This is a genomic window from Caballeronia sp. SBC1 (assembly GCF_011493005.1).
Taxonomy (GTDB): Bacteria; Pseudomonadota; Gammaproteobacteria; order Burkholderiales; family Burkholderiaceae; genus Caballeronia.
In genome coordinates this window covers 1,068,068-1,091,187 of record NZ_CP049156.1, presented here as the reverse complement: position 1 = coordinate 1,091,187, position 23,120 = coordinate 1,068,068, and the positions used below count along the sequence as shown (strand labels likewise).

Genomic DNA, 23,120 nt, shown 5'->3' with positions numbered 1-23,120 from the left:
CGTACGTCTTAGAACACGTTCCACCGACCCATTACAACGGTCTCACCATCAGTCTCACTACTAATCTTAATTCTCTTCTTCCAGCCAGCACGTGCCGTGCTGCGCCAGCATTGCGCTTGCAGCCGCCGGTCCCCAGGTGCCCGATGCATAAGGCTTCGGCGGCTTCGGCGACGCCGCCCATTCATCCAGGATCGGTTCCACGTAACGCCACGCCGCTTCCTGCTCGTCACGCCGCACGAACAACGCAAGACGTCCGTTGATCACGTCGAGCAGCAGGCGCTGATATGCCTCCATCTGCCCTTCCTTGAAAAACTTGTCGAAGGCGAGATCGAGATGGACGCTCGCAAGATTCATCCCTTCGCCCGGCTGTTTCGCGAGGCAATACAGGCGAATGGTTTCATTCGGCTGCAAGCGGATCACCAACCGGTTCGCGCCCGCGCGCAACGCGTTCGCACCCAGCGCCGAATGCGGCACGGGGCGGAAATTCACGACGATCTCCGCCGTCCGGTCCGCCAGCCGCTTGCCAGTGCGCAGGAAAAACGGCACGCCAGCCCAGCGCCAGTTTTCGATTTCCACCTTCAACGCGACAAACGTTTCCGTATGACTGTCAGGCCGCACGCCCTTTTCGGTAGCGTACGCCGGTACTGACGTTCCCTTGATCACGCCCGCATGATATTGCCCACGCACGGCAACCTTGCTGATGTCGCGCGGATCGACGGGCTTGAGCGCGCGCAGCACGCGCAGCTTTTCGTCGCGTACGGAATCGGAATCCATGGAATGCGGCGGTTCCATCGTCACGATGGAAAGCAACTGCAGCAGATGGTTCTGCACCATGTCACGCAATGCGCCGGTGTTGTCGTAGAAATCGCCGCGCGCTTCTACGCCGAGTTCCTCCGCAATCGTGATCTGGATGCTTTCCACCCACTCGCGACGCCACAGCGGTTCGAACAGCGCATTGCCGAAACGCAGCGCGAGCAGGTTTTGCACCGGCTCTTTGCCCAGATAGTGGTCGATCCGGTAGATCTGCTCTTCCGCGAAAATTTCGCCAACCGCGTCATTGATGGCCTGCGACGACTTCAGGTCGTAGCCCAGCGGCTTTTCCAGCACGATGCGTGCGTTTTCGTTCAGGCCGACATCGGCAAGCGCACGGCAAATGGGCACGAACAGCGACGGTCCCGTCGCCAGATAGAACACGCGTGTGCCGCCGTGCTCGTTCACCGCGTCGCGCAGCAGCTTGAAATCTTCCGGCTTGCCGAGGTCGAGACGAACGTAGACGAAGCGCGCAAGGAAACCCTTCCACACGGTTTCGTCGACGCCATTCTTCGACACGTGCGGCTTGACGTGTTCATCGACCCATTTCAAATACGCCTCGCGATCTTCGGCGGCGCGCGCCACCGCGACGATCTTGCCGCCTTCAGCGAGCATTCCGCCCCGGTGCGCTTCGAACAGCGCCGGCAGGATCTTGCGCATCGAAAGATCGCCTGTTCCGCCGAACAGAACAAAGGTGAAATTCGAGTCGTTTTGCATGTGTCTCCGCTTGGGTTCAAGAGGACCGTAGTCCGATAAAATTTTTTTTGACACTGAATTGTAGTTTAACTACAATTCAAATCAAGGGGTAACGTGATCCCGGAAAAAAACACTTAGTCAACCAGAACATGCGTGTTTTCCCGGAGTTTCACGTCTAGTTGCATGGTAATTGACCTTAGCCGATGACGCTTTTGCCAGATAGGCAACGGCGCGGCAAGGGGCAAAAACCGCGTTGATGCAAAACCCCGGACGCACGCCGCGCTGGTCGACGCCAGTGTGAACGGGCAAAAATCAAAAGAGGAGACACAGTTGCGATTCGACACACTCATCTCTTGAGAGCCGTGCGGCCGTGGTTCGGTCTGCCGGCCAGGCTGGCGTGCCCAAGGCTCCTTGCCCTGGACATTGCTTGGCTTTTTCCCGCCGACACCGCCGATAACCGGCCACTTCAGTTTGTTCATGTTCCAGCCATCGCTTCCTGGCGGCATCAGGGGCCAATCGTTTTTTGTTCAGGTGTTCGGAGGAGATAAACAATGAAATTTCGCAAGCTCATCGGCGCGCTCGGCGCCGCAGGTCTGTTGTGCGGCGTGTCGGCGCAAGCGGTTCAGGCAGCTGAATCCCTGTCGGTACTGCACTGGTGGACTTCCGGTGGTGAGTCGAAGGCCGTTGGCGTGTTGAAAGACGACATGACCAAACAAGGCTACACCTGGAAGGACTTCGCCGTTGCAGGCGGCGCGGGTGCAGCGGCCATGACGGCGCTCAAGACCCAGGTCATCTCGGGCAACGCACCGTCGGCAGCACAGATCAAGGGTCCGCTGATCCAGGAATGGGCTGAACAAGGCGTGCTCGTGCCGATCGATTCGGTTGCCGGCGACTGGAAGAAGAATCTGCCGCCCGAAATCGACAAGATCATGCACGCCGATGGCCACTACGTCGCAGCACCGTTCTCGGTGCACCGCGTAAACTGGCTGTGGATCAACAAGGCAGCACTAGACAAGGCAGGCGGCAAGGTTCCGACCACGTGGCCGGAGTTCTTCGAACTGGCTGACAAGATGAAGGCCCAGGGCATCATTCCGGTGGCAGCAGGCGGCCAGCCGTGGCAAGACCTGACCTTGTGGGAAGACGTCGTGCTGTCGCAGGGCGCGGACTTCTACAAGAAGGCGATTGTCGATCTGGACCAGAAGACGCTGACGTCGGACCAGATGGTTGGCGTGTTCGACACGGTGCGCAAGATCGAAACGTATTTCGATAACGGCCGCACCGGCCGCGACTGGAACCTGGCTACTGCCATGGTCATCAACGGCAAGGCCGGCATGCAGTTCATGGGCGACTGGGCCAAGGGCGAGTTCGCAGGCGCGAACAAGACCGCCGGCACGGACTATGTCTGCGCACCGGTGCCGGGCACCTCCAAGCAGTACACGTTCAACGTCGACTCGTTCGTGTTCTTCCAGCAGAAGGGTTCGAAGGAAGCAACGCCGGGACAACTGGCGCTCGCCAAGACCATCATGTCACCTGCGTTCCAGGAGCAGTTCAGCCTGTACAAGGGTTCGATCCCGGTTCGTTTGGGTGTCTCGATGGCCAAGTTCGACGCCTGCGGCAAGCAGTCGTATGCTGATGAACAAACAGCCATCAAGGCAGGCGGGTATGTGCCGTCGCTGGCTCACGGCATGGCTCAAGGTGACGCAACAGCAGGCGCGATCACCGACGTCGTGACGAAGTTCATGAACTCGACGCAAGATTCGAAGAGCGCAGTGCAAGCGCTCGCGAATGCCGCCAAGACGAAGTAAAACGCGAAGTAAGCGTTTGGTTCGGTAATACCGGGCGCGCGGCTTTTTAACCGGCCGCGCGCCCGGGCAAACCCCAAGCATGAGTTGGCTTAAAAACTGTTGTATCCCTGTTCCGGCCTGAGACTCTTGCCGGCAAATTTTCAGGAGTCGAGAAGTGGCTGCTTCCCCTAGCGGTATCGCGAGCAAGACTTCGCGCACCCCGCCTCGCCGCACGTCGCCTCTGGCGGCGCTTGCCGACACATATATTCCGAAGCTGGTACTCGCGCCAAGCGTGCTGATTGCGTTGGTGTTCGTGTACGGTTTTATCCTTATCACCGGCTGGCTTTCGCTGACTAATTCGCGATTGATGCCACGCTATGAATTCACTGGTTTCCAGCGCTACACCGAACTGTTCTCAAACGACGTCTGGTGGACGTCCGCTGCGAATCTCGGCTGGTTCGGCATCCCGTTCATTGCGATCTGTGTCGGGCTCGGACTGTTCCTGGCCATCCTGCTTGACCAGAAAATTCGTAACGAAGGCGCATTGCGCGCGATCTTTCTCTATCCGATGGCGCTGTCATTCATCGTGACGGGTACCGCGTGGCAGTGGATTCTGAATCCGGGCCTTGGGCTGGAAAAGATTTTTCACGACTGGGGCTGGACAAGCTTTTCATTCGACTGGCTCGGTAACCCCGACAAGGCGATCTTCTGCGTGGTGATCGCGGCGGTGTGGCAATCCACCGGGTTTGTCATGGCATTGTTCCTCGCCGGTTTGCGCGGCGTGGATGCAGAAATCTTCAAGGCCGCGCAGATGGACGGCGCTTCGTTGCCGCGGATTTATCGCAGTATCGTGATCCCGAGCATGCGGCCGGTGTTCTTCTCCGTGCTGCTGATTCTCTGCCACATCACCATCAAGACCTTCGACCTCGTGGTTGCGTTGACCGCGGGCGGTCCGGGCACGTCGTCGTCGCTGCCGGCCATGTTCATGTACACGTTTTCGTTCAATCGCGGGCAACTGGGCCTGGGCGCCGCTTCGTCGATGATGATGCTCGCCACCGTCGTCGCCGTGCTGGTGCCTCTCATGTATCTGGAATCGAGGAGCACGCGCAATGGAATCTAAGATGACGATCAGCCGCGCCGTCATCTATGCGGCGCTGATCCTGTTTGCCCTGTACTTCCTGTTCCCGATCTACGTGATGCTCTCGACGTCCTTCAAGGACCTCGACCAGTTGCGCACTGGCAACCTGCTTACTCCTCCGACCCACTTCACGTTTGCACCGTGGGTCAAGGCGTGGTCGCAATCGTGCACCGGCGTGCGTTGCGACGGCATGGAACCCTTCTTCATGAACTCCGTGCGCATGGTGATCCCGGCCGTGCTGATCTCGTCGATAGTCGGCGCGTTCAACGGTTACGTGCTCACGCACTGGCGCTTCCGCGGCGCCGATGCCGTGTTCACCATGTTGCTGGTCGGCTGTTTCATCCCGTTCCAGGCCATCCTTTTGCCGATGGCGCGTTTGCAAGGCATGTTGGGACTGGCTAACACCACGACCGGTCTTGTGCTTGTGCACGTGGTCTACGGTATTGCGTTCACCACCATGTTCTTCCGCAACTTCTACGTGAGCATTCCGGCGGAGCTGGTGAAGGCGGCGCGCATTGACGGTGCGGGTTTCTTCACTATCTTCACGAAGATCCTGCTGCCGGTATCGCTGCCTATTTTCATGGTGTGCCTGATTTGGCAATTCACGCAGATCTGGAACGACTTCCTGTTCGGTATCGTGTTCTCCGGCGTTGATTCAATGCCGATCACCGTCGCCTTGAACAACCTGGTGAATACATCGACGGGCGTGAAGGAATACAACGTCGACATGGCTGCTGCGATCATTGCCGCCCTGCCTACCCTCCTCGTCTACATGGTCGCCGGCCGGTTCTTCGTGCGCGGCCTGACAGCGGGCGCGGTGAAGGGCTGATGCAGTGAAGGCTGATTCCGGCGGGGCGCCTTCAGGTGCTGAATGGCGCTCCCGGTAGAAGATCAACTAATGTGCGCGAAGATACTCAGCGCAGAGACATTAAAGGATTCATAGCATGGCAAGCCTTTCAATCCGTGACGTATACAAGACTTATGCGAACGGCGTCCCCGTTCTGAAGGGCGTGAACATCGACATCGAGGACGGTCAGTTCCTGATCCTCGTTGGCGGTTCGGGCTGCGGCAAGTCCACGTTGCTCAATATGATCGCCGGACTGGAAACAGTCACCAAGGGCGACATCATGATCGACGGCAAGACGGTGAACAACCTCTCGCCGAAGGATCGCGACATTGCGATGGTATTCCAGTCGTATGCGCTGTATCCGTCCATGACCGTGCGCGAGAACATCTCGTTCGGGCTGAACATTCGCAAGGTGCCGAAGGATGAGCAGAAGGCGATTGTGACGCGCGTGTCGGACACGCTGCAGATCCAGCATTTGCTCGATCGCAAGCCGGGCCAGTTGTCGGGCGGTCAGCGTCAGCGAGTGGCAATGGGCCGTGCGCTGGCGCGCGATCCGGTGATGTTCCTGTTCGACGAGCCGTTGTCGAACCTGGACGCGAAGCTGCGGATCGAAATGCGCTCTGAGATCAAGCTGCTGCATCAGCGCCTTGGCACGACGATTGTGTATGTGACGCACGATCAGATTGAAGCCATGACGCTCGGCGACCGGATCGCGGTGATGAAGGATGGCGTGGTGCAGCAGTTTGGCGCTCCGCAGGATATTTACGATTCGCCGGCGAACTTGTTCGTGGCGGGTTTTATTGGCGCGCCGCCGATGAATTTTATCGATGGAAAGCTGGTCGAGAACGGGTCGGGCATCGGGCTGGAGATTGATACGGGCGTAGCGCGCAACGTGCTGAACCTGCCGTTCGATGCTGCTGCGGTCCGCGGCAAGGTCGGCCAGAACGTGATTCTTGGCTTGCGTCCGGAGCGGATCACGGATGCTCGTAGCGCGCATAACGTGGAAGATGCTCGGCTGCAGCCGATTGAGGTGAAGATCGATGTGATCGAACCTACGGGCCCGGATACGCTGGTGTTCACGCAAGTGAACGGCAAGCGCGTGGTGAGCCGCGTGCACCCGGCGAGCAACCCGCAACCGCTGACGAACATGACGCTGTTGTTCGATGTATCGAAAGCCGTGTTGTTCGATTCGAAGACGGAAGAACGGTTGGCTTGAACGCTAGCGCTCGGAGTCTAAAAAGCCGCGCAACCGAATGGGTGCGCGGCTTTTCGTTTTTGGGCGCTTAGCGTGGGCGCGTGCCGATTGCTTACTGCCCTGACCCGCGTGCATGATCTACGGCGCGTTGGCGCGCAAGGCTCCGGCCCAGATCGCCCTCGAACATGGCTGAGCCTTGGTGGGTAAGGTTCGACCGAGTATCGATTGCTGGCGTAATACCAATTGCCGCGATCCGTCGGCAGAATGCATAGTCCTCGGAGAGGTAGGTCCCGGATTGCGGATCGATCATGGTGTCGAAGAACGCATAGTGGGACGCAGCCATTTTCCCGACGCTGTGGTCCGGCCTTCCGACCAGGTCGGGGCGATATTGGAGTTCGGGAAAACTGCTCGCGAGTTTCAGGAAGACCTCGCGTTTGATCAGCATGAATCCCGTCGGCGCGTCGATGACATCTAGAAACCCGTTCTCGTCCGGCTCCAGTTTGCCCAAGACCGCGGTGGCCGGATAACGGGCGAAGCTCGCCTGAAAATCGGCTTTCGTCGTGCCGGCCGGCAAAGCTTCCGGCAAGCCGTCCAATGGCCAGCCATCGGTTTTCAGCGGATAGACGCCCGCCACCAGTGGACGATCAGCCAGAAGAAGACGAACGACGTCCGAACCCTGGAATCCGATATCGCCATCGATCCACATCAAGTGCGTGAAGCGGTCGTCCGCGAGATACTCCGCCACCATCGTATTGCGGGCGCGCGTGATCAGACTGTCAAAACTATTGAAATTGATCTTGAGCCCAAACCCGTGCTGGTCAGCCGTGTCGTACAGATCAAGCAGCCCGCGGACATAGCTCGTCGTCACTACCCCTCCGTAGCTGGGTGTGGCCACAAATACGTTGGCGGGGATTTTTACGTTGGTAGTCAAGGGTGCTCCGGAAACGGTGAAATAGTTGGCCCTGCGTGCCGGGCCTTCATGCGCCGGATCCCGATCCATTTGTTACGCGACCGAGCGAGTGGGAACGGCATCCTAGCCGAAAAATTCATCTCGAAAAACTGTGCACTCGACGTCGGCCAAAGCTCAGGTTGCAGCTTCGGGTCACCGACATCGCCGCACATCCCGTGCGTCGAACAGGCACAATCCACGTTCACCGACAATATCGGCGGCGCCATGCTGCGCTTGCCGCTCAGCAGACGCTCCCGACATGACCCAAACCTTCCTCGCTGACCATCCTGACCTTGCGTGGACATCTGCGCCGAAAAAGCCCAGCTCCGACGACCCGTTCATCGAACTCGAAGCTCTCGACGATGCCCGCGTCGACACGTGGGTCGACGCGCAAAACGCCCGTACGACGGCCGCTTTCGGTAAAACGCCGGAAACCGATGCGCTGACCGCGCGTTTGAAAACCGCCTATACCTCGCAGGAACGAATCGTTTCGTGCTCTCGTTATAACGACTGGGGTTACAACACATGGCAGGACGAGGTTCATCCGCTCGGTATTGTCAGACGAACCCTCTGGTCATCGTGGCTCGCAGGCACGCCCGAATGGCAAACCATTTTGGACGTCGACCAGATCGACTTGAACACGACCGCCGCCAAAGACGATATCCGCTGGGCGCTGCACGATTTCGACATGCTCTACCCCACCTGGGACCGGGCGTTGGTCAGCCTGTCGCCGGGCGGCTCCGACGCATGCATGGTGCGCGAATTCGACATCGAAACGCAGCGCTTTGTAGAGGACGGATTCACGCTTCCCGATGTTGGCAAGCACGGCATCTCGTGGATCGATCGCGACACGGTGTATGTCGGGTGGGACGATAGCGCGCACAGCAAAAAGCCCGCACTGACCACGTCCGGTTTCCCGCGCCAGGCGCGCAAATGGAAGCGCGGCACCAAGCTGGCCGATGCCCCCGTGGTCTTCGAAGGCAAGCGTCGCGATGTCTCGGCGGGCGTGGATTACGATCAACTCGAAAAGCTGCATCTTGCTTCGCGCGCGACCTCATTCTTCGAGACACTGCAATACTGGCTCGATGAAACCACCGGCGAGTGGCAGCAATACGATGTCCCGCTGCACGCAGAACTGGAGCATTGGAATGGCTGGTTGTTCGTCACGCCACGCGAGTCCTACGAAGCGGGCGCCACGACCTACGCGAGCGGTTCGCTGCTCGTTATTCGCCGCGACGCATTCCTGAAAGGCGCACGCAATTTCACCGTGCTGTTCACGCCGTCGGGCCGAACCGTTCTCGCCGATATCGATTTCACGAAACACTGGCTGGTGGTGTCTCAGATGGACGATGGTTCGCCGCGCGTGGAATTGCTTGCTCCCCCGGCCGATCACGAAGGCGAATGGACCCGCCGCCATTTCGCGCTGCCGTCCGCGAGCCAGTCTTACGTGGATTCCATCGACAGCGAACGCGACGACACCGTGCTCGTTCACGTCGAACATTTCCTCACGCCGCCATCGCTTTACTACGCCGATTTCGCACAGCCGGAAAGCGAATGGCAACTGCTTGCACGCCTTCCCGCTCAATTCGATGCGACCGGACTCGTTGCTGAACGTCGGCATGCAATATCAACCGATGGCGTTGCTATCCCCTATTGGCTGATCGGTCGTGAGGCGAACGTCAAGGGTCATGAAACCGCGCCCTGCCTGCTCTACGGCTACGGCGGTTTCGAAGTCGCGCTCGACCCGCACTACGACGCGACCACGGGCATTGCATGGCTCGAGAGCGGTGGGTTGTACGCAGTCGCGAACATTCGGGGCGGCGGCGAGTTCGGGCCGGAGTGGCACCAAGCGGCGCAGCGTGAAAAGCGCCAAGTCGCCTTCGATGACTTCATCGCCATTGCAGAAGCGCTGGTGGCGTCGGGCGTGACGACATCGAAACAACTTGCCATTCGTGGCGGCAGCAACGGCGGCTTGCTGACCGGCGTCATGCTCGTCCAGCGTCCGGAACTGTTCGGCGCGGTGTTGTCCGAAGTGCCATTGCTCGACATGGCGCGGTTTCACTTGCTGCTGCAAGGCGCATCGTGGATCGATGAATACGGCGACCCCGAGGAGGCAGACGACCTGCGCTTCCTGATGACGTACTCGCCGTATCGAAACGTCAAAGCCGATGCGGTTTATCCGCCGGCGCTGTTCACGTCATCGGCGACTGATGACCGCGTGCATCCCGGTCACGCCCGCAAGATGGCCGCGCGGATGCAGGCGCTTGGGCATTATCGTGTGTGGTATTTGGAGAACCGCGACGGCGGTCACGGGGCGGGCGTGGAGGCGGAAAGCATCGCGCGGGTGGAAGCGACTGCGTTCACCTTCTTGCAGCAGATGGTAGGCGGCGCTTGATTGCTGATCGAGGGTGCGAAGCGAGATTGCAATACGCTCGCGTTCTCGGCCTGTGAGCGGGCCTTTGCGTCAACCCGGCGCGGATATCTTTGTCCACGCCGGGTTGTTCAGCGGGGTTGTTCAACGGGGTTATTCAGAATCCCCAGCGCGATATACCGCAGCAACCGAACAAGTTTCAGGACATCACCCCGCCCTACTCGCCCGCACCGGCGTGCCATGCCAGCGCAGCACCAGCGTTCGGCCGACAAACGTCAGCACGCCCGTCACCCCGATCACGATCCCCATCCCTTGCGGCGTGCCGTCGTGGAACATCCCGACGGCAACGCTCGCCAGCGCGCCAAGCGCCAACTGCACCGCACCGAACACCGCCGCTGCAGCGCCCGCGTTGTGCGGATATCGATGCATCAAATCCGTCGTGCAATTGGCCGACAACAAACCCACGACGCCGACCACGAAGAACAGGCAACCGACAATTGACCACAATCCGCCGAACCCGGTGATGCATACGAACGCCGTCGCCAACGCCGCGATCACGCTGACGAACGACGCGATCGAGATCAGTTTCAGCGATCCCAGCGCCCCGACCAGCCGCGTGTTCACCACATTCCAGCCGATGATCCCGATAATGTTCAGCCCGAAGAAAAACCCGTAGTGCTGCGGCTTCACATGAAAGTAGTCGATATACACAAACGGCGTGGCAGTGATGTACGCGAACATCGAAGCGAACGCCATGCCGCCGCATAACGTGTGGCCCCACGTGACGGGATCGGTGAGAAGACGGCCGTAGGCGGCGAACGAGCGCCCAAGCGCCGATGTCGCGCGTTTCTCGCGTGGCCAGGTTTCCGGCACCCGCAAATACGTGGTCACCGCGCATACCGTGCCGAACAGCGTCAGCGTGACGAACACCGCACGCCAGCCGCCCAGCAGCAGCAACTGGCCACCTATCAGCGGCGCGAGCAGCGGTCCGATCGACGTGACAATAGCGAGCATGGACAGCACGCGGGCCGCGTCCGACGGTGCGTGGGCGTCGCGTGCAATCGCCCGCGCCAGCACCGAGACCGAGCCCGCTCCGAGCGCTTGAAGAAAACGCAGCAAAACCAGTGAATCGATGGAAAACGACAGCGCGCACCCCACGCTCGCAAGCGTGTACAACACGATGCCGCCGAGCAGCACCGGCCGGCGACCGTAGGCGTCGGAGAGCGGGCCGTACACGAGCATGCCGAGCGAGAAACCCAGCATGAAACTGGTCAGCGTGATCTGCGCGGCGGCAGCGGTCGTGCCGAACGAGACGGCGAGCGCCGGCAGGCTCGGCAGATACATATCGATGGAAAGCGGACCGCACGCCGCCAGCGCGCCGAGCAACAGGATCAGTCGGCGATCGGCACGGCGCTTGATGATTTCGGGCATGAGAGACGAAGGGGAGCTTGAGGAAAAGGCATGGGTTTCGGAACTGGCAAATAACAACTGACGAGTAGCGAAACAAACACGATACGAGTGCGAAAAACCTCGCAAAGGCCACGTCCGGCGTGCAAGCGAACGGCTTAAACAGAGCCTTAAAACAGTGTGCATTGTACGCGCCCCGCTTTCAAAGGCCTCACGATCGTCGTTTTGAAGGCAGCACCATGACGGAGCGTCGCGGGCTGAAGCCAGGCGACTCCGGTACAATTTCATCTTGATTTCCTGCAGCCGCGAGCGACGCGCCGGACCCCGCCGAATCAGATCCAAGCGGCCATTCCAGCAGTGATCCAGGCTTGATCGAAGCCAGCGGCCGCAGCCCTCTCCAGCCGAACCCGTCATTCAGCGCAGGCCCCGTCATGTCCAGAAATGAAGCTCTCTTTGAACGCGCCCAGAAAACCATTCCAGGCGGCGTGAACTCGCCGGTGCGCGCGTTTCGCTCGGTCGGCGGCACGCCGCGGTTCATCGAACGCGCGCAAGGTCCGCATTTCTGGGACGCCGATGGCAAGCAGTACATCGACTACATCGGTTCCTGGGGGCCGATGATTCTTGGTCACGTCCATCCTGAAGTGCTTGAGGCGGTGCAACGCGTGCTCGCGAACGGGTTTTCGTTCGGCGCGCCGACCGAATCCGAGATCGAGATCGCGGAAGAGATCTGCAAACTGGTGCCGTCGATAGAACAAGTGCGCATGGTGTCGAGCGGCACGGAAGCGACCATGAGCGCGTTGCGCCTGGCGCGTGGATTCACGAAGCGGGACCGGATCGTGAAGTTTGAAGGGTGTTATCACGGTCACGCGGACAGCCTGCTCGTGAAAGCGGGCTCAGGTCTGCTTACGTTCGGCAACCCTACGTCGGCAGGCGTTCCCGCCGATATCGCCAAGCACACGACCGTGCTCGAATACAACAACGTCGAACAACTCAACGAGGCGTTTGCCGCGTTCGGTGCGGAAATCGCGTCGATTATTGTTGAGCCGGTGGCCGGCAACATGAACCTCGTGAAAGCCACGCCCGAGTTCCTGCAAGCGCTGCGTGATCGCTGCGACGAGTACGGCTCGGTGCTGATTTTCGATGAGGTAATGTGCGGTTTTCGCGTGGCGCTGGGCGGCGCGCAGCAGGTCTACGGCATCACGGCAGACCTGACGTGTCTCGGCAAGGTGATCGGCGGCGGCATGCCGGCGGCGGCGTTCGGCGGACGCCGGGACATCATGGCGCATCTCGCGCCGCTCGGCGGTGTTTATCAGGCGGGCACGTTGTCGGGGAATCCGATCGCGGTCGCGGCCGGGTTGAAAACGCTGCAACTGATCCAGGCGCCGGGGTTCTACGACACGCTCACCAAGCAAACGCGTCGTCTCGCCGATGGCCTCGCGGCCGTTGCAAAGGAAGCGAAGGTGCCCTTCTCGGCGGACGCTATCGGCGGCATGTTCGGCCTGTATTTCGCCGAGCGCGTTCCGGGAAGCTTCGCTGAAGTCACGCAGGGCGACACGAAGCGCTTCAACGCGTTTTTCCACGAAATGCTCGACGCTGGTGTGTACTTCGCGCCCTCGGCGTATGAAGCGGGGTTTGTATCGATTGCCCATGACGACGCCGTGATCGACGCGACGCTCGACGCCGCTCGCGGCGCCTTCGCCCGTCTCGCCGCTTAAGAGCCGCCGCCATGTTCTCGCAGACCGATTTTTCGCACATGGAGCGCGCGCTGGCGCTGGCCGCACGCGGCATGTACACGACGACGCCGAATCCGCGCGTCGGCTGCGTGCTGGTGAAAGATGGCGATGTGATCGGCGAAGGTTTCACGCAGCCCGCCGGTCAAGACCACGCCGAAATTCGCGCGTTGAAGGACGCGCGGGCGCGCGGGCATGATCCGCGCGGCGCCACCGCTTACGTCACGCTGGAGCCGTGCAGCCATTTCGGCCGCACGCCGCCGTGCGTGCACGCGCTGATCGACGCGCGCGTCGCCAAGGTGATTGCAGCAATGGAAGATCCGAATCCGGCTGTCTCCGGACGCGGACTGGCGATTCTCCGCGACGCGGGTATTGATGTGCGCTGCGGCCTGCTGGCCAATGAAGCGTACGAGATGAACATCGGCTTTGTGTCGCGCATGACGCGCCGCCGGCCATGGGTACGCATGAAGGTTGCGGCCACGCTGGATGGCCGCACCGGTTTGCCGAGCGGCGAAAGCCAGTGGATCACCGGCGAAGCGGCGCGGGCCGATGGTCACGCATGGCGTGCTCGCGCATGCGCCATCCTGACGGGCATTGGTACGGTGCGCGAGGACGATCCGCAACTCACCGTGCGTGCGATCGAGACGCCGCGTCAGCCGCAACGCGTGTTGATCGACAGCCGGCTGGATGTGCCGCTCACGGCCCGGATTCTGGAAGGCGCGCCGCCGTGGGTGTTTTGCGGCGCTGAGCCCGACCCCGCGAAAGCCGATGCGCTGCGTGAACGCGGTATCGAATTCACGCCTTTGACGAACGAGCAAGGCAAGGTCGATCTGCCCGCCATGCTGGGCATCCTCGCCGATCGTGGCATCAACGAACTGCACGTGGAAGCGGGCCACAAGCTCAATGGCTCGCTGCTGCGCGAGGGATGCGTCGATGAATTGCTGATCTATCTCGCACCGAGTTTGCTGGGCAACGCGCCGGGCATGTTCGATTTCACCCCGCCCGATACACTCGACGCCCGGCCGCATCTGCGGTTTCATCGCATTGACCGGATGGGTGATGACCTGCGCATTCTGGCGCGCTTCGCCGTGGTGAAGACCGACGCGCCCACGGACGCGAAACCGATTATTTAACGCACAACGCAACAAGCACAACCTAAGGAAGCTCGACGATGTTCACAGGAATTGTCGCGGCGGTCGGCCGCATTGAAGCCGTTACGCCGTTGGGTTCAGCCACCGATGCCGATACCGGCGTGCGCCTCACGGTTGCGTCCGGCGGCCTGGATCTCGCGGATGTCGAGCTCGGCGACAGCATCTCGATCCAGGGCGCGTGCATGACGGTGATCGAGAAATCGGCTGGGTCGTTTGCCGTGGATGTATCGCGCGAAAGCCTTAGCAAGACGGCAGGCTTGTCCGAACCCGGCGATGTAAACCTGGAGAAGGCGCTGCGTGCGCACGACCGGCTGGGCGGGCACCTGGTATCGGGACATGTGGATGGGCTGGGCGAAGTGACGCATTTCGCACCCGTTGGCGAGTCGCATGAGCTGCGGATTCTCGCGTCGAGCGATATCGGCAAGTATCTGGCCTATAAGGGCTCGGTGACAGTGAACGGCGTGAGCCTGACGGTGAATACCGTGAACGACCAACCGGATGGCTGCGAATTCTCGATCAACCTTATCCCACATACGGTGGAAGTGACGACGCTGCGGCATTTGAAGGCCGGCGCGAAGGTCAATCTGGAGATCGATCTGATCGCGCGGTACGTGGAGCGGATCTTGTCGACATCTCAGGATAGCCATCAGGCCGCACGCTGATCGAAGACGTGTATTCGTGGCGCGTGCAGAGCAAGGTCGCCGAACATAGTATTGCCGGATGACCGCTCCAGCATGGCGTCCGTCAGCCGACCTTGTTTGTCGGGCGATACACGGACCACGCAAGTGACCGTCGTGATGCGCCATCACCTTATGCAGTTCATCGCGGCCAGCAAAAAACTGTTGTCGATGATCGCCGTAGGCATAGCCTGAATTTTTCGCGAAATCACTAAACACGTGGCCCGTCGACGGGCTATCAGCTGCACCGTAACCAGCGTTGTCATTCCAATGGTCAGTGCCACCGCTCACGCCTATACTGCCCAACAGCCGATAGCAGTCGCCATGGAGCGTGTAGAACAAGTCGGGCGTCGCAAGTCGGACTCAACTGGAGGAAGACAAAATGAAGCGTTTCGTTTCCCGCTGTATGGTTGCAGCCTCAACGATCATGGCTTTTTCGCTGTCGGGACTCGCGCAGGCGGATACCGCCCATCCGGTGGTCGCACTCCTTCCCGGTGTGGTTGATCCGTTCTACTTCACAATGCATCGCGGCGCGGAAAGGGCCGCCAAGGAAGAGCACGTCGAGTTGCTGTTCCAGGTTCCCAAAGAGTGGAACACCAGTGAGCAAGTGCCGATCCTCAAGGCGTTTATCGCCAAACATCCTGACGTACTGCTGATTTCACCAGTCGACAAGCAACAACTCATTGGACCACTGAAGGAAGCCGCCGACGCCGGCATCAAGGTCATTACCGTCGACACTTATATTGGCGATGGACATTATCAGACGGGCAAGGGCGACGCGGATTTCCCTCTTTCTTATATCGCTTCAGACAACCTCGAAGGCGGCCGGGTCGCAGCACGCGCGCTCGCCAAAGCTATAGGTGACAAGGGCACGGTCTATTGCGAGAACAACAAGCCGGGTATATCGAGCACGGACGCGCGTGCTGAAGGCTTCGCGGAGGAGATGAAGAAGCACCCGAACATCACCGTGCTGCAAACGCTGTACAACGAGGACGACGCTAACCAGGCCGCTGCCCACGTAGCTGCGGTATTGGCGCGCAATCCGAATCTCGCTGGCGTGTTCGGCGCCAACACCTTCTCCGGCAGCGGTGCGGCCCAGGGCGTCAAGGCGGCGGGCAAACAAGGCGTCGTCAAGGTGGTCGTATTCGACGCGGTGCCGGGCATCGACAAGCAAATCAAGAGCGGCCTCGTCGATATCGCGATTGCGCAGCGCCCCGACGAAATCGGCTACTACGGCGTCAAGTTCGCCGCTGACGTCATTCACGGCAAGAAGATTCCCACCCTCAAGAGCACGGGTTTCGAGGTTCTCGATAAAAACAATATCGACCGGCCCGACATGCAGAAATACATCTATTCGAACTAGCCAAAGCAGTCTGGCTGAAGTCATAGATTGCCTCCACCGCGTGCGCCGCCGCGCACGCGGGCTCTGCTCATGACAACGCGGATAACTCCATGGATAACTCGCGTCTCGACAAGATCGCGCTGATTACCAAGCTATGGCCGTGGCTGTTCCTGGCCGCCCTGCTCGCCTTTTTCGAGGTGTATGCGCAGATTTCGGCTCACCGGTCGTTTCTTTTTAACGCCTACAACCTGCAATCGATTGGTCTTGCTGCCGCCGCTCCGCTGCTGCTGGCTATAGGCCAGACTTTCGTGATCATCACGGCCGGCATCGATCTGTCGGCGGGCTTCGTGATGGGACTAGCGGCCGTCTGCGTCGCGCAGTTCACGCTGTTCGGCAGCGGCTCGCCGTGGATCCTGATCGTGTCCATCCCGCTTACCATCGTGGTGTGCCTGATCCCCGGCTTGGTCAACGGCGTGCTGATCGCGTGGCTTGGCGTGCCAGCCTTTATCGGCACGCTCGGCATGTACGGTGTTGCGCGCGGTGCGGGCTTTCTCGCGGCCGGCAGCGGCATGACTGTCTCGGTGGATAACGCCGCCCTAGCCTGGCTGGGCGCCGGCTGGACGCCGGTGGTGCTGACCGGGGTGCTCCTGGTGATCATGCATCTGCTGCTCTCGAAGACGCGATTCGGCCAGTACACCTATGCGATCGGCGGTAACCCGCAGTCCGCGGTGCGTGCCGGCATCAACGTCAAACGGCACCTGCTGATGGTGTACCTGATCGCCGCCGCGTTCGCCGCGGTCGGCGGGATCATCTATACCGCGCGGTTTGCCGCAGGCGCCGCCAACGCCGGTGAGCCGATGCTGCTAGATTCGATCGCCGCGGTGGTGATCGGCGGCGCTAGCCTGTTCGGTGGGACTGGTAATGTGATCGGGACGCTGATCGGCGCGCTGATCATCGCGGTGATCCAGTTTGGACTGGTGTTCGTCGACGTCAATGCGTTCTGGCAATTCATCGTGGTGGGCATCGTCATCATCCTGTCGGTACTGATCGATCAATACAAGGACCGTCTCGGAGGTGCCCAATGACCACGCCGATCCTGGAGGTGCGCGATGTGTCGATCCGCTTTGGCGGCGTGGAGGCGCTCAAGCACGTTTCGTTGCAGTTGCTGCCGGGCGAAGTGCTGGCGCTTGCCGGCGACAACGGTGCGGGCAAGTCGACGTTGATCAAGATCATTTCAGGCGTCTATCGGGCCGACCAGGGCGAACTGCTGTTCGACGGCGCGCCGTTGCAATTGCGCGATCCGCAAGACGCACGCGCCCAAGGGATCGAGACGATCTACCAGGACCTCGCGCTGGCGGACAACCTGGACGTTGGCAGCAATATTTTTCTCGGACGAGAACCGACACGTCGGCAGCTAGGCTTCCAGGTGATCGACCGGCCCCGCATGGCGCAAGTCGCACGCGAGGTGCTGAAGCGCCTCGACATCGTGATTCCCGAGCGCAAGCTCGGCGGTCCGGTGAAGATGCTCTCAGGCGGACAGCGGCAGGCCATCGCAATCGGCCGGGCCATTTACTGGAACGCCCGGGTGCTCATCATGGACGAGCCCACCGCCGCGCTGGGCGTGCCCGAGCAGCGCAAGGTAATGGAGTTGATCACAGCGTTGAAGGCCCAGGGCGTCTCCGTGCTCCTGATCTCGCACAATCTGCACGACATCTTTGCAATCGCCGATCGCATTGTTGTGCTGCGGCGCGGCGAGGTGGCCGGCGAACGGCAGGTCCAGCAAACCAATGGCGATGAAATCGTGCACCTGATGGTCGGCGATACCTACGTGAGCCCCTGATAGGCGCGAGATCTGGAAACAGAAGCCACTGATGCCCCGACGATACTGTGACGGGACAAGCGTTCGCCACGAAGCCGGAGGACTCAATAACTACGGAGGGAACGTATTTCCCGCGGATTCGTTTTCCTCCCGACCTGGGCGCGGCCCAGCGCCTTTGGGTGCTGCTATTACCCAGCCAGATGGCCAACGCCAGCCCAAAACCGGCAAAACCCCCGCGTTGCCATCGGCGGTGGCGTAAAATACGCCCTTTCTCGCACCGGACGACCACCGCAATGACGCTCGCCTCCACCCCAGAGATCATCGCCGAGCTGAAGGCTGGCCGGATGGTGATCCTCGTTGACGAAGAAGACCGCGAAAACGAAGGCGATCTCGTCATCGCCGCCGATTTCGTGACGCCGGAAGCGATCAATTTCATGGCGCGCTACGGCCGTGGACTGATCTGCCTGACACTCACGCAGGACCGCTGCCGCCAGTTGAACCTGCCCCTCATGACGCAGCGAAACGGCACCCAATACGGGACGGCGTTCACGGTGAGCATTGAGGCGGCCGAAGGTGTGACCACCGGCATCTCCGCCGCGGATCGGTCGCGGACCATTCAGGCAGCGGTCGCGCACGACGCGAAAGCCGAGCACATCGTCCAGCCGGGACACGTGTTTCCGATCATGGCGCAACCGGGCGGCGTGCTGGTCCGCGCAGGACATACGGAAGCGGGCTGCGACCTGACGGCAATGGCGGGCCTGACGCCGGCATCGGTGATCTGCGAAGTGATCCGCGATGACGGCGAAATGGCCCGGTTGCCCGATCTGATCGAATTCGCCGAGCTGCACGGCATCCGGATTGGCACGATCGCCGACCTGATTCACTACCGCTCGCGCACGGAATCAATTGTCGAACGCGTCGCCGAACGCACCATGCAGACGGCGCATGGGGCCTTTCGCGCGGTGCTGTATCGCGATCAACCCAGCGGTTCGCCGCATATTGCGCTGGTGCGCGGCCAGCCGTCGCCGGAACGCGAGACGCCGGTGCGCGTGCATGAGCCGCTATCGGTGCTTGATCTGCTTGAAGTGGACTTGTCCACGCACTCCTGGACCCTCGACGCCGCGATGAAGGAAATCGCCGCGCGCGACCTGGGCGCTATCGTGCTGCTCAATTGCGGCGACACGAAAGAACATCTCGTCGATGTATTCCAGGCGTTCGAGCGCGAGGACAAAGCGGCCGAGCTCAAACGCCGCCCGATCGATTTCAAGACCTACGGCATCGGCGCGCAGATCTTGCGCGAACTGGGCGTGGGCAAGATGCAGGTGCTGTCGAATCCTCGCAAGCTCGGCAGCATGTCGGGTTATGGTCTCGAAGTGACCGGGTTCATTCCCATGCCGGGCTGTCCCGCCACGCCCCCGGCAGATTCGGCCGACCCTGCTTCCATCGCCCATTTACGCTCGGTCTGACCAGCGCCCACCACCACACCGCATCACACTGAAAACGGATAAATAATGGAAATCGGACAATATCAACCGAACCTCGACGGCGACGGACTGCGTATCGGCATCGTGCAATCGCGCTTCAACGAACCGGTCTGCAACGGCCTCGTGGACGCCTGCACGGAAGAACTCGAACGACTCGGCGTGATCGGTGAAGACGTGCTCCTCGTCACCGTGCCGGGCGCACTCGAAATTCCGCTGGCCCTGCAAAAGCTGGCTGAATCGGGTCAGTTCGATGCCTTGATCGCACTCGGCGCGGTGATTCGCGGCGAAACCTACCACTTCGAGCTGGTGTCGAATGAAAGCGGCGCCGGCATTTCCCGTATCGCGCTCGACTTCGGCACGCCGGTTGCCAATGCGGTCCTGACAACCGAAAACGACGAGCAAGCCGTTGCCCGTATGACGGAAAAAGGCCGCGACGCAGCACGCGTGGCGGTAGAAATGGCGAATCTGTCGGTCGCGCTGGAACAACTCGGCGGTGACGATGAAGACGAAGACGACGAGGACCGCGCATGAAAAGCGCTCGACGCCGTTCGCGCGAACTCGCGACACAAGGGCTTTACCAATGGTTGCTGTCGGGCGCGCCCGGCGGCGAGATCGACGCGCAGTTGCGCGGCGCGCAAGGCTTCGACAAGGCCGATCAGGAACATCTGGACGCCATTCTGCACGGGGTCATCAAGGAAGCGGACACTATTTCCGCTGAATTGCAGCCGTGCCTCGACCGTCCGCTCGAGCAGCTTTCGCCGGTCGAACGTGCCGTGCTGATGGTTGCTGCGTTTGAGTTCAAGCATCACCTGGACATTCCGTATCGCGTGGTGATCAACGAAGCAGTCGAACTGACGAAGACGTTCGGCGGCTCCGATGGTTATAAATACGTGAATGGCGTCCTGGACAAGCTCGCGGTTCAATTGCGCCCGACGGAAGCGCAAGGCCGCGGGCAGCGCAGTTGAACGAGCGGCCGTTCCAATTAATGAACTTCGCAAAAGAGCCGTTGAACGCAGCTATTCCGCGCGACGCTATCCGGTACGCCGCGCGCGTTGACGCCATCGAGCCGTTCTATGTAATGGAACTGGCGAAAGAAGCACAGGCGCTGGAACGCGCGGGCCGCAACATCATTCACATGGGTATTGGCGAACCGGATTTCACGGCGCCGGAACCGGTGATAGCGGCGGCCACCGACGCCTTGCGTCGCGGCGTCACGCAATATACGAATGCGCTCGGACTGGCTTCGTTGCGCGAGGCCATTTCCGGTCACTATCGCGACACGTTCGGGCTCCATATCGATCCGGCGCGCATCGTGGTGACCGCTGGCGCGTCTGCCGCATTGCTGCTGGCGTGCACCGCGCTGGTCGATCGTGACAACGAAGTGCTGATGCCCGATCCGTGCTACCCGTGCAATCGCCATTTCGTGGCCGCCACCGAAGGCCGTCCGGTCCTGATCCCAAGCGGTCCGGCCGAGCGGTTCCAATTGACGGCCGCTCAGGTCGAAGCGCATTGGACGCCCGCCACGCGAGGCGTCCTGCTCGCCTCGCCGTCCAACCCGACCGGCACGTCCATTGAACCCGACGAATTGGCGAAAATTGTCGACGTAGTGCGTGCGCACGGCGGTTTTACGATCGTCGACGAGATTTATCAGGGCCTGAGCTACGACGCGAAGCCCGTGTCAGCGCTCTCGCTAGGCGACGACGTGGTCACGGTGAACAGCTTTTCGAAATACTTCAACATGACAGGCTGGCGGCTGGGCTGGCTCGTGGTGCCGCCAGCAATGGTCGCCACCATGGAAAAGCTCTCGCAGAACCTGTTTATCTGCGCGTCGGCGCTCGCGCAACATGCGGCGCTGGCGTGTTTCGAGCCGGCCACGCTAGCGATTTACGAGTCGCGACGCCTGGAATTTGGGCGCAGGCGGGATTTCATCGTGCCGGCGTTGCGTTCGCTTGGTTTCGAAGTGCCTGTTGTGCCGGACGGCGCGTTTTACGTTTATGCCAATACCCGGCACGTCGCACATCCCGCTGCCGGCGATAGCAACGCGCTGACGCGTTCCATGCTGCATGACGCAGGTGTGGTGCTGGTACCCGGCACCGATTTCGGCTTCCATGCGCCGCAGGACTATATCCGGCTGTCTTATGCGACCGCATACTCACAGCTTGAAGAGGCCGTGCAACGGCTGGGAACGCTGTTTCGGGTTTAAACCACAAATTCGAGTCGGGCCCGGAGTCAGGAAAGCAGAAGCAAAAAAGCCGTTCCAACGCGAGTTGGAACGGCTTTTTTGTGCTGCCTGGACTGCGATTAACAGCCTGCTTCTGCTACTAACCCAGCGCCTTAGGCGCCGAACTCTGCCGAAGCTACGTGCTTCGTTTGCGCGTCTGCGTCGTCGGTATTCTCGTGGTCGCTGGCTTGCGGAGCGGCCAACTTGGCGGAGGGCGCCGTGATCGCTGGAGCACCGTCGAGCGTCACGTGCACGCGCTTTTCGCCTGTTCCCGAGCTGGTGGGCGAAGCCGACGCCACCACTTGCTTCGGCGCAGGCTGCACCGGCGCTTGCGGCGTAATGATCGGCACATTGCGGCCACGCGCCACATCGCGCAAGCGTGCACGTTCGGCCAGCACCTTCGCGCCGTAACCGCCGTCGTCCGGTGCCGTCGAACCAACATAGAAGCGCAATCCACCCGCCACCGAACCACCGCGCGCGATGCAATCCTTCAGCACCAGCGCGCCTACCTTGATGTTCGCGAGCGGTTCGAGCGCCGCGTGCGAGCCGCCAAAGTACTGGAATTTGTCGGAATGAACCTTCGCCATCACCTGCATCAACCCTTGCGCGCCCACGCCGCTTTCAGCATACGGATTGAAACCCGATTCGATCGCCATGACGGACAGGAGCAACAGCGGATCGAGACCAACCTCGCGGCCGGTATCGAAGGCTGCTTTCACGAGCTCACCGACCGGCTCCTGCGCTACGTGATAACGCCGTGCAATGAAGTTAGCCACCAGGTTTTGCTCACGATCCGACACAAGCACACGGTCGTCGCGGGCATCGGCGACAACACGTTGCGAGGAAATCGCGCTGGCTAGCGTCGAAACAGTCGGCAATGTGCGCGGATCGAGCCCGTTCGGCGACACGGCGAGACTCAGGCCGCCCGTAAGCTTACGAGTGCTGTCGTCGTCGCTGGCTGCGGCGCCGAGTGATGTCGACTCGCCCTCGCCGTTTCGCAGCGCCTCTTCGCGCTGATGACCGAGTGCGAACGGAGGGAAAGGTTGTCCGGAGAGCAACCGGGCCGGACCGGCTTGTACCGCGGCCGAAACGAGGGGCATAAGTTTGGCGGCGAAGGAGCCGCGCCAGGCTGGAAGCAGCCAGAGCGCCAGCGCAGTCACCACCGCGACACAACCAACCAGGCTAAAAACCGTCAGACTCATGTGTTTGGCGCGACGCAGCATAGCGCGTAGATGAAGCGCCAGGCGAGCGTCGGGACGCCACGACAACCAAGCATTCATTGGATGGATCTCCCAAATTGCATGATTTCTGCAGATGAAAAACCGGAAAACTGGTCCACCACGCAGAAATCGACACCGCCAGCTCTGGGTTAGCCACGAGCGGTATCGGGAAAACGGCACAAACCGTTGGGGAAACCTGACCGGAACATTTCGTTTCCGGGTACGCGCAGCACGAACGACATGCCAGGGCGCGCACACAGGTCACCACGCGAAAAACCG

Annotated in this window: 19 protein-coding genes; 15 read left to right on the top strand and 4 right to left on the bottom strand. The window is 60.8% G+C overall.

The window, feature by feature from the left end; translation table 11 throughout:
- Window positions 1–66: 66 nt before the first annotated feature.
- Complete coding sequence (gene zwf, locus SBC1_RS04795; RefSeq protein WP_165087823.1) at window positions 67–1,527, bottom strand: glucose-6-phosphate dehydrogenase; 1,461 nt, start codon at window positions 1,525–1,527, stop codon at window positions 67–69.
- A 530-nt stretch (window positions 1,528–2,057) separates the two neighbouring features.
- Here zwf and SBC1_RS04790 point away from each other — a divergent pair.
- The 4 genes from SBC1_RS04790 (at window position 2,058) to SBC1_RS04775 (ending at window position 6,491) form a co-directional block, all read left to right on the top strand.
- Complete coding sequence (locus SBC1_RS04790; RefSeq protein ID WP_165087819.1) at window positions 2,058–3,311, top strand: ABC transporter substrate-binding protein; 1,254 nt, start codon at window positions 2,058–2,060, stop codon at window positions 3,309–3,311.
- 175 nt (window positions 3,312–3,486) lie between these two features.
- Window positions 3,487–4,410 (top strand): carbohydrate ABC transporter permease, encoded by a 924-nt coding sequence (locus SBC1_RS04785; protein WP_306427183.1) that lies wholly within the window; start codon window positions 3,487–3,489, stop codon window positions 4,408–4,410.
- Entirely contained in the window at window positions 4,400–5,257 is an 858-nt protein-coding gene (locus tag SBC1_RS04780; RefSeq protein WP_165087815.1) for a carbohydrate ABC transporter permease, read from the top strand. Before SBC1_RS04785 ends, SBC1_RS04780 begins: the two co-directional genes overlap by 11 nt.
- Window positions 5,258–5,372: 115 nt before the next feature.
- Complete coding sequence (locus tag SBC1_RS04775; RefSeq protein WP_165087811.1) at window positions 5,373–6,491, top strand: ABC transporter ATP-binding protein; 1,119 nt, start codon at window positions 5,373–5,375, stop codon at window positions 6,489–6,491.
- A 91-nt stretch (window positions 6,492–6,582) separates the two neighbouring features.
- Here the strand turns inward: SBC1_RS04775 and SBC1_RS04770 are convergent, their stop codons facing one another.
- The gene (locus SBC1_RS04770) at window positions 6,583–7,401 is read right to left on the bottom strand and encodes a hypothetical protein (protein WP_165093063.1); all 819 of its coding nucleotides are present in this window, start codon (window positions 7,399–7,401) and stop codon (window positions 6,583–6,585) included.
- A 277-nt stretch (window positions 7,402–7,678) separates the two neighbouring features.
- On the opposite strand from SBC1_RS04770, the gene SBC1_RS04765 reads away from it, so the two are divergent.
- On the top strand, window positions 7,679–9,814 hold the full coding sequence (locus tag SBC1_RS04765) for a prolyl oligopeptidase family protein (RefSeq protein ID WP_165087808.1): 2,136 nt from the start codon (window positions 7,679–7,681) through the stop codon (window positions 9,812–9,814).
- Window positions 9,815–9,997: 183 nt separating this feature from the next.
- On the opposite strand, the gene SBC1_RS04760 is transcribed toward SBC1_RS04765, so the two are convergent.
- The gene (locus tag SBC1_RS04760) at window positions 9,998–11,221 is read right to left on the bottom strand and encodes a Bcr/CflA family multidrug efflux MFS transporter (RefSeq protein ID WP_165087804.1); all 1,224 of its coding nucleotides are present in this window, start codon (window positions 11,219–11,221) and stop codon (window positions 9,998–10,000) included.
- Window positions 11,222–11,628: 407 nt separating this feature from the next.
- Here SBC1_RS04760 and hemL point away from each other — a divergent pair, with 407 nt between their 5' ends.
- The 10 genes from hemL (at window position 11,629) to SBC1_RS04710 (ending at window position 21,603) form a co-directional block, all read left to right on the top strand.
- Complete coding sequence (gene hemL / locus SBC1_RS04755; protein ID WP_165087799.1) at window positions 11,629–12,912, top strand: glutamate-1-semialdehyde 2,1-aminomutase; 1,284 nt, start codon at window positions 11,629–11,631, stop codon at window positions 12,910–12,912.
- 11 nt (window positions 12,913–12,923) lie between these two features.
- The gene (gene ribD, locus SBC1_RS04750; protein WP_165087795.1) at window positions 12,924–14,060 is read left to right on the top strand and encodes a bifunctional diaminohydroxyphosphoribosylaminopyrimidine deaminase/5-amino-6-(5-phosphoribosylamino)uracil reductase RibD; all 1,137 of its coding nucleotides are present in this window, start codon (window positions 12,924–12,926) and stop codon (window positions 14,058–14,060) included.
- Between the two features lie 38 nt (window positions 14,061–14,098).
- Window positions 14,099–14,740: a riboflavin synthase gene (locus SBC1_RS04745; protein ID WP_165087791.1), complete on the top strand. Its 642-nt coding sequence runs from the start codon at window positions 14,099–14,101 to the stop codon at window positions 14,738–14,740.
- 442 nt (window positions 14,741–15,182) lie between these two features.
- Complete coding sequence (locus SBC1_RS04740; protein WP_207958426.1) at window positions 15,183–16,118, top strand: ABC transporter substrate-binding protein; 936 nt, start codon at window positions 15,183–15,185, stop codon at window positions 16,116–16,118.
- A gap of 89 nt (window positions 16,119–16,207) precedes the next feature.
- Complete coding sequence (locus SBC1_RS04735; RefSeq protein ID WP_165087784.1) at window positions 16,208–17,182, top strand: ribose ABC transporter; 975 nt, start codon at window positions 16,208–16,210, stop codon at window positions 17,180–17,182.
- Window positions 17,179–17,937, top strand: coding sequence for an ATP-binding cassette domain-containing protein (locus SBC1_RS04730; RefSeq protein ID WP_165087779.1), 759 nt, complete (start codon window positions 17,179–17,181; stop codon window positions 17,935–17,937). The genes SBC1_RS04735 and SBC1_RS04730 overlap by 4 nt, the downstream gene beginning before the upstream one ends.
- 272 nt (window positions 17,938–18,209) lie before the next feature.
- Complete coding sequence (gene ribBA / locus SBC1_RS04725; protein ID WP_165087776.1) at window positions 18,210–19,382, top strand: bifunctional 3,4-dihydroxy-2-butanone-4-phosphate synthase/GTP cyclohydrolase II; 1,173 nt, start codon at window positions 18,210–18,212, stop codon at window positions 19,380–19,382.
- Window positions 19,383–19,427: 45 nt separating this feature from the next.
- The gene (ribH, locus tag SBC1_RS04720) at window positions 19,428–19,931 is read left to right on the top strand and encodes a 6,7-dimethyl-8-ribityllumazine synthase (protein WP_047896193.1); all 504 of its coding nucleotides are present in this window, start codon (window positions 19,428–19,430) and stop codon (window positions 19,929–19,931) included.
- A complete protein-coding gene (nusB, locus tag SBC1_RS04715; protein WP_097261694.1) occupies window positions 19,928–20,365 on the top strand; it encodes a transcription antitermination factor NusB in 438 nt (145 codons plus the stop codon). Before ribH ends, nusB begins: the two co-directional genes overlap by 4 nt.
- Before the next feature lie 20 nt (window positions 20,366–20,385).
- Window positions 20,386–21,603 carry a pyridoxal phosphate-dependent aminotransferase gene (locus tag SBC1_RS04710; protein WP_165087773.1) on the top strand — a complete coding sequence of 406 codons (1,218 nt, stop codon included), beginning with the start codon at window positions 20,386–20,388 and terminating at the stop codon, window positions 21,601–21,603.
- Between the two features lie 131 nt (window positions 21,604–21,734).
- Here the strand turns inward: SBC1_RS04710 and SBC1_RS04705 are convergent, their stop codons facing one another.
- A complete protein-coding gene (locus SBC1_RS04705; RefSeq protein WP_165087770.1) occupies window positions 21,735–22,901 on the bottom strand; it encodes a lytic transglycosylase domain-containing protein in 1,167 nt (388 codons plus the stop codon).
- Window positions 22,902–23,120: the final 219 nt, after the last annotated feature.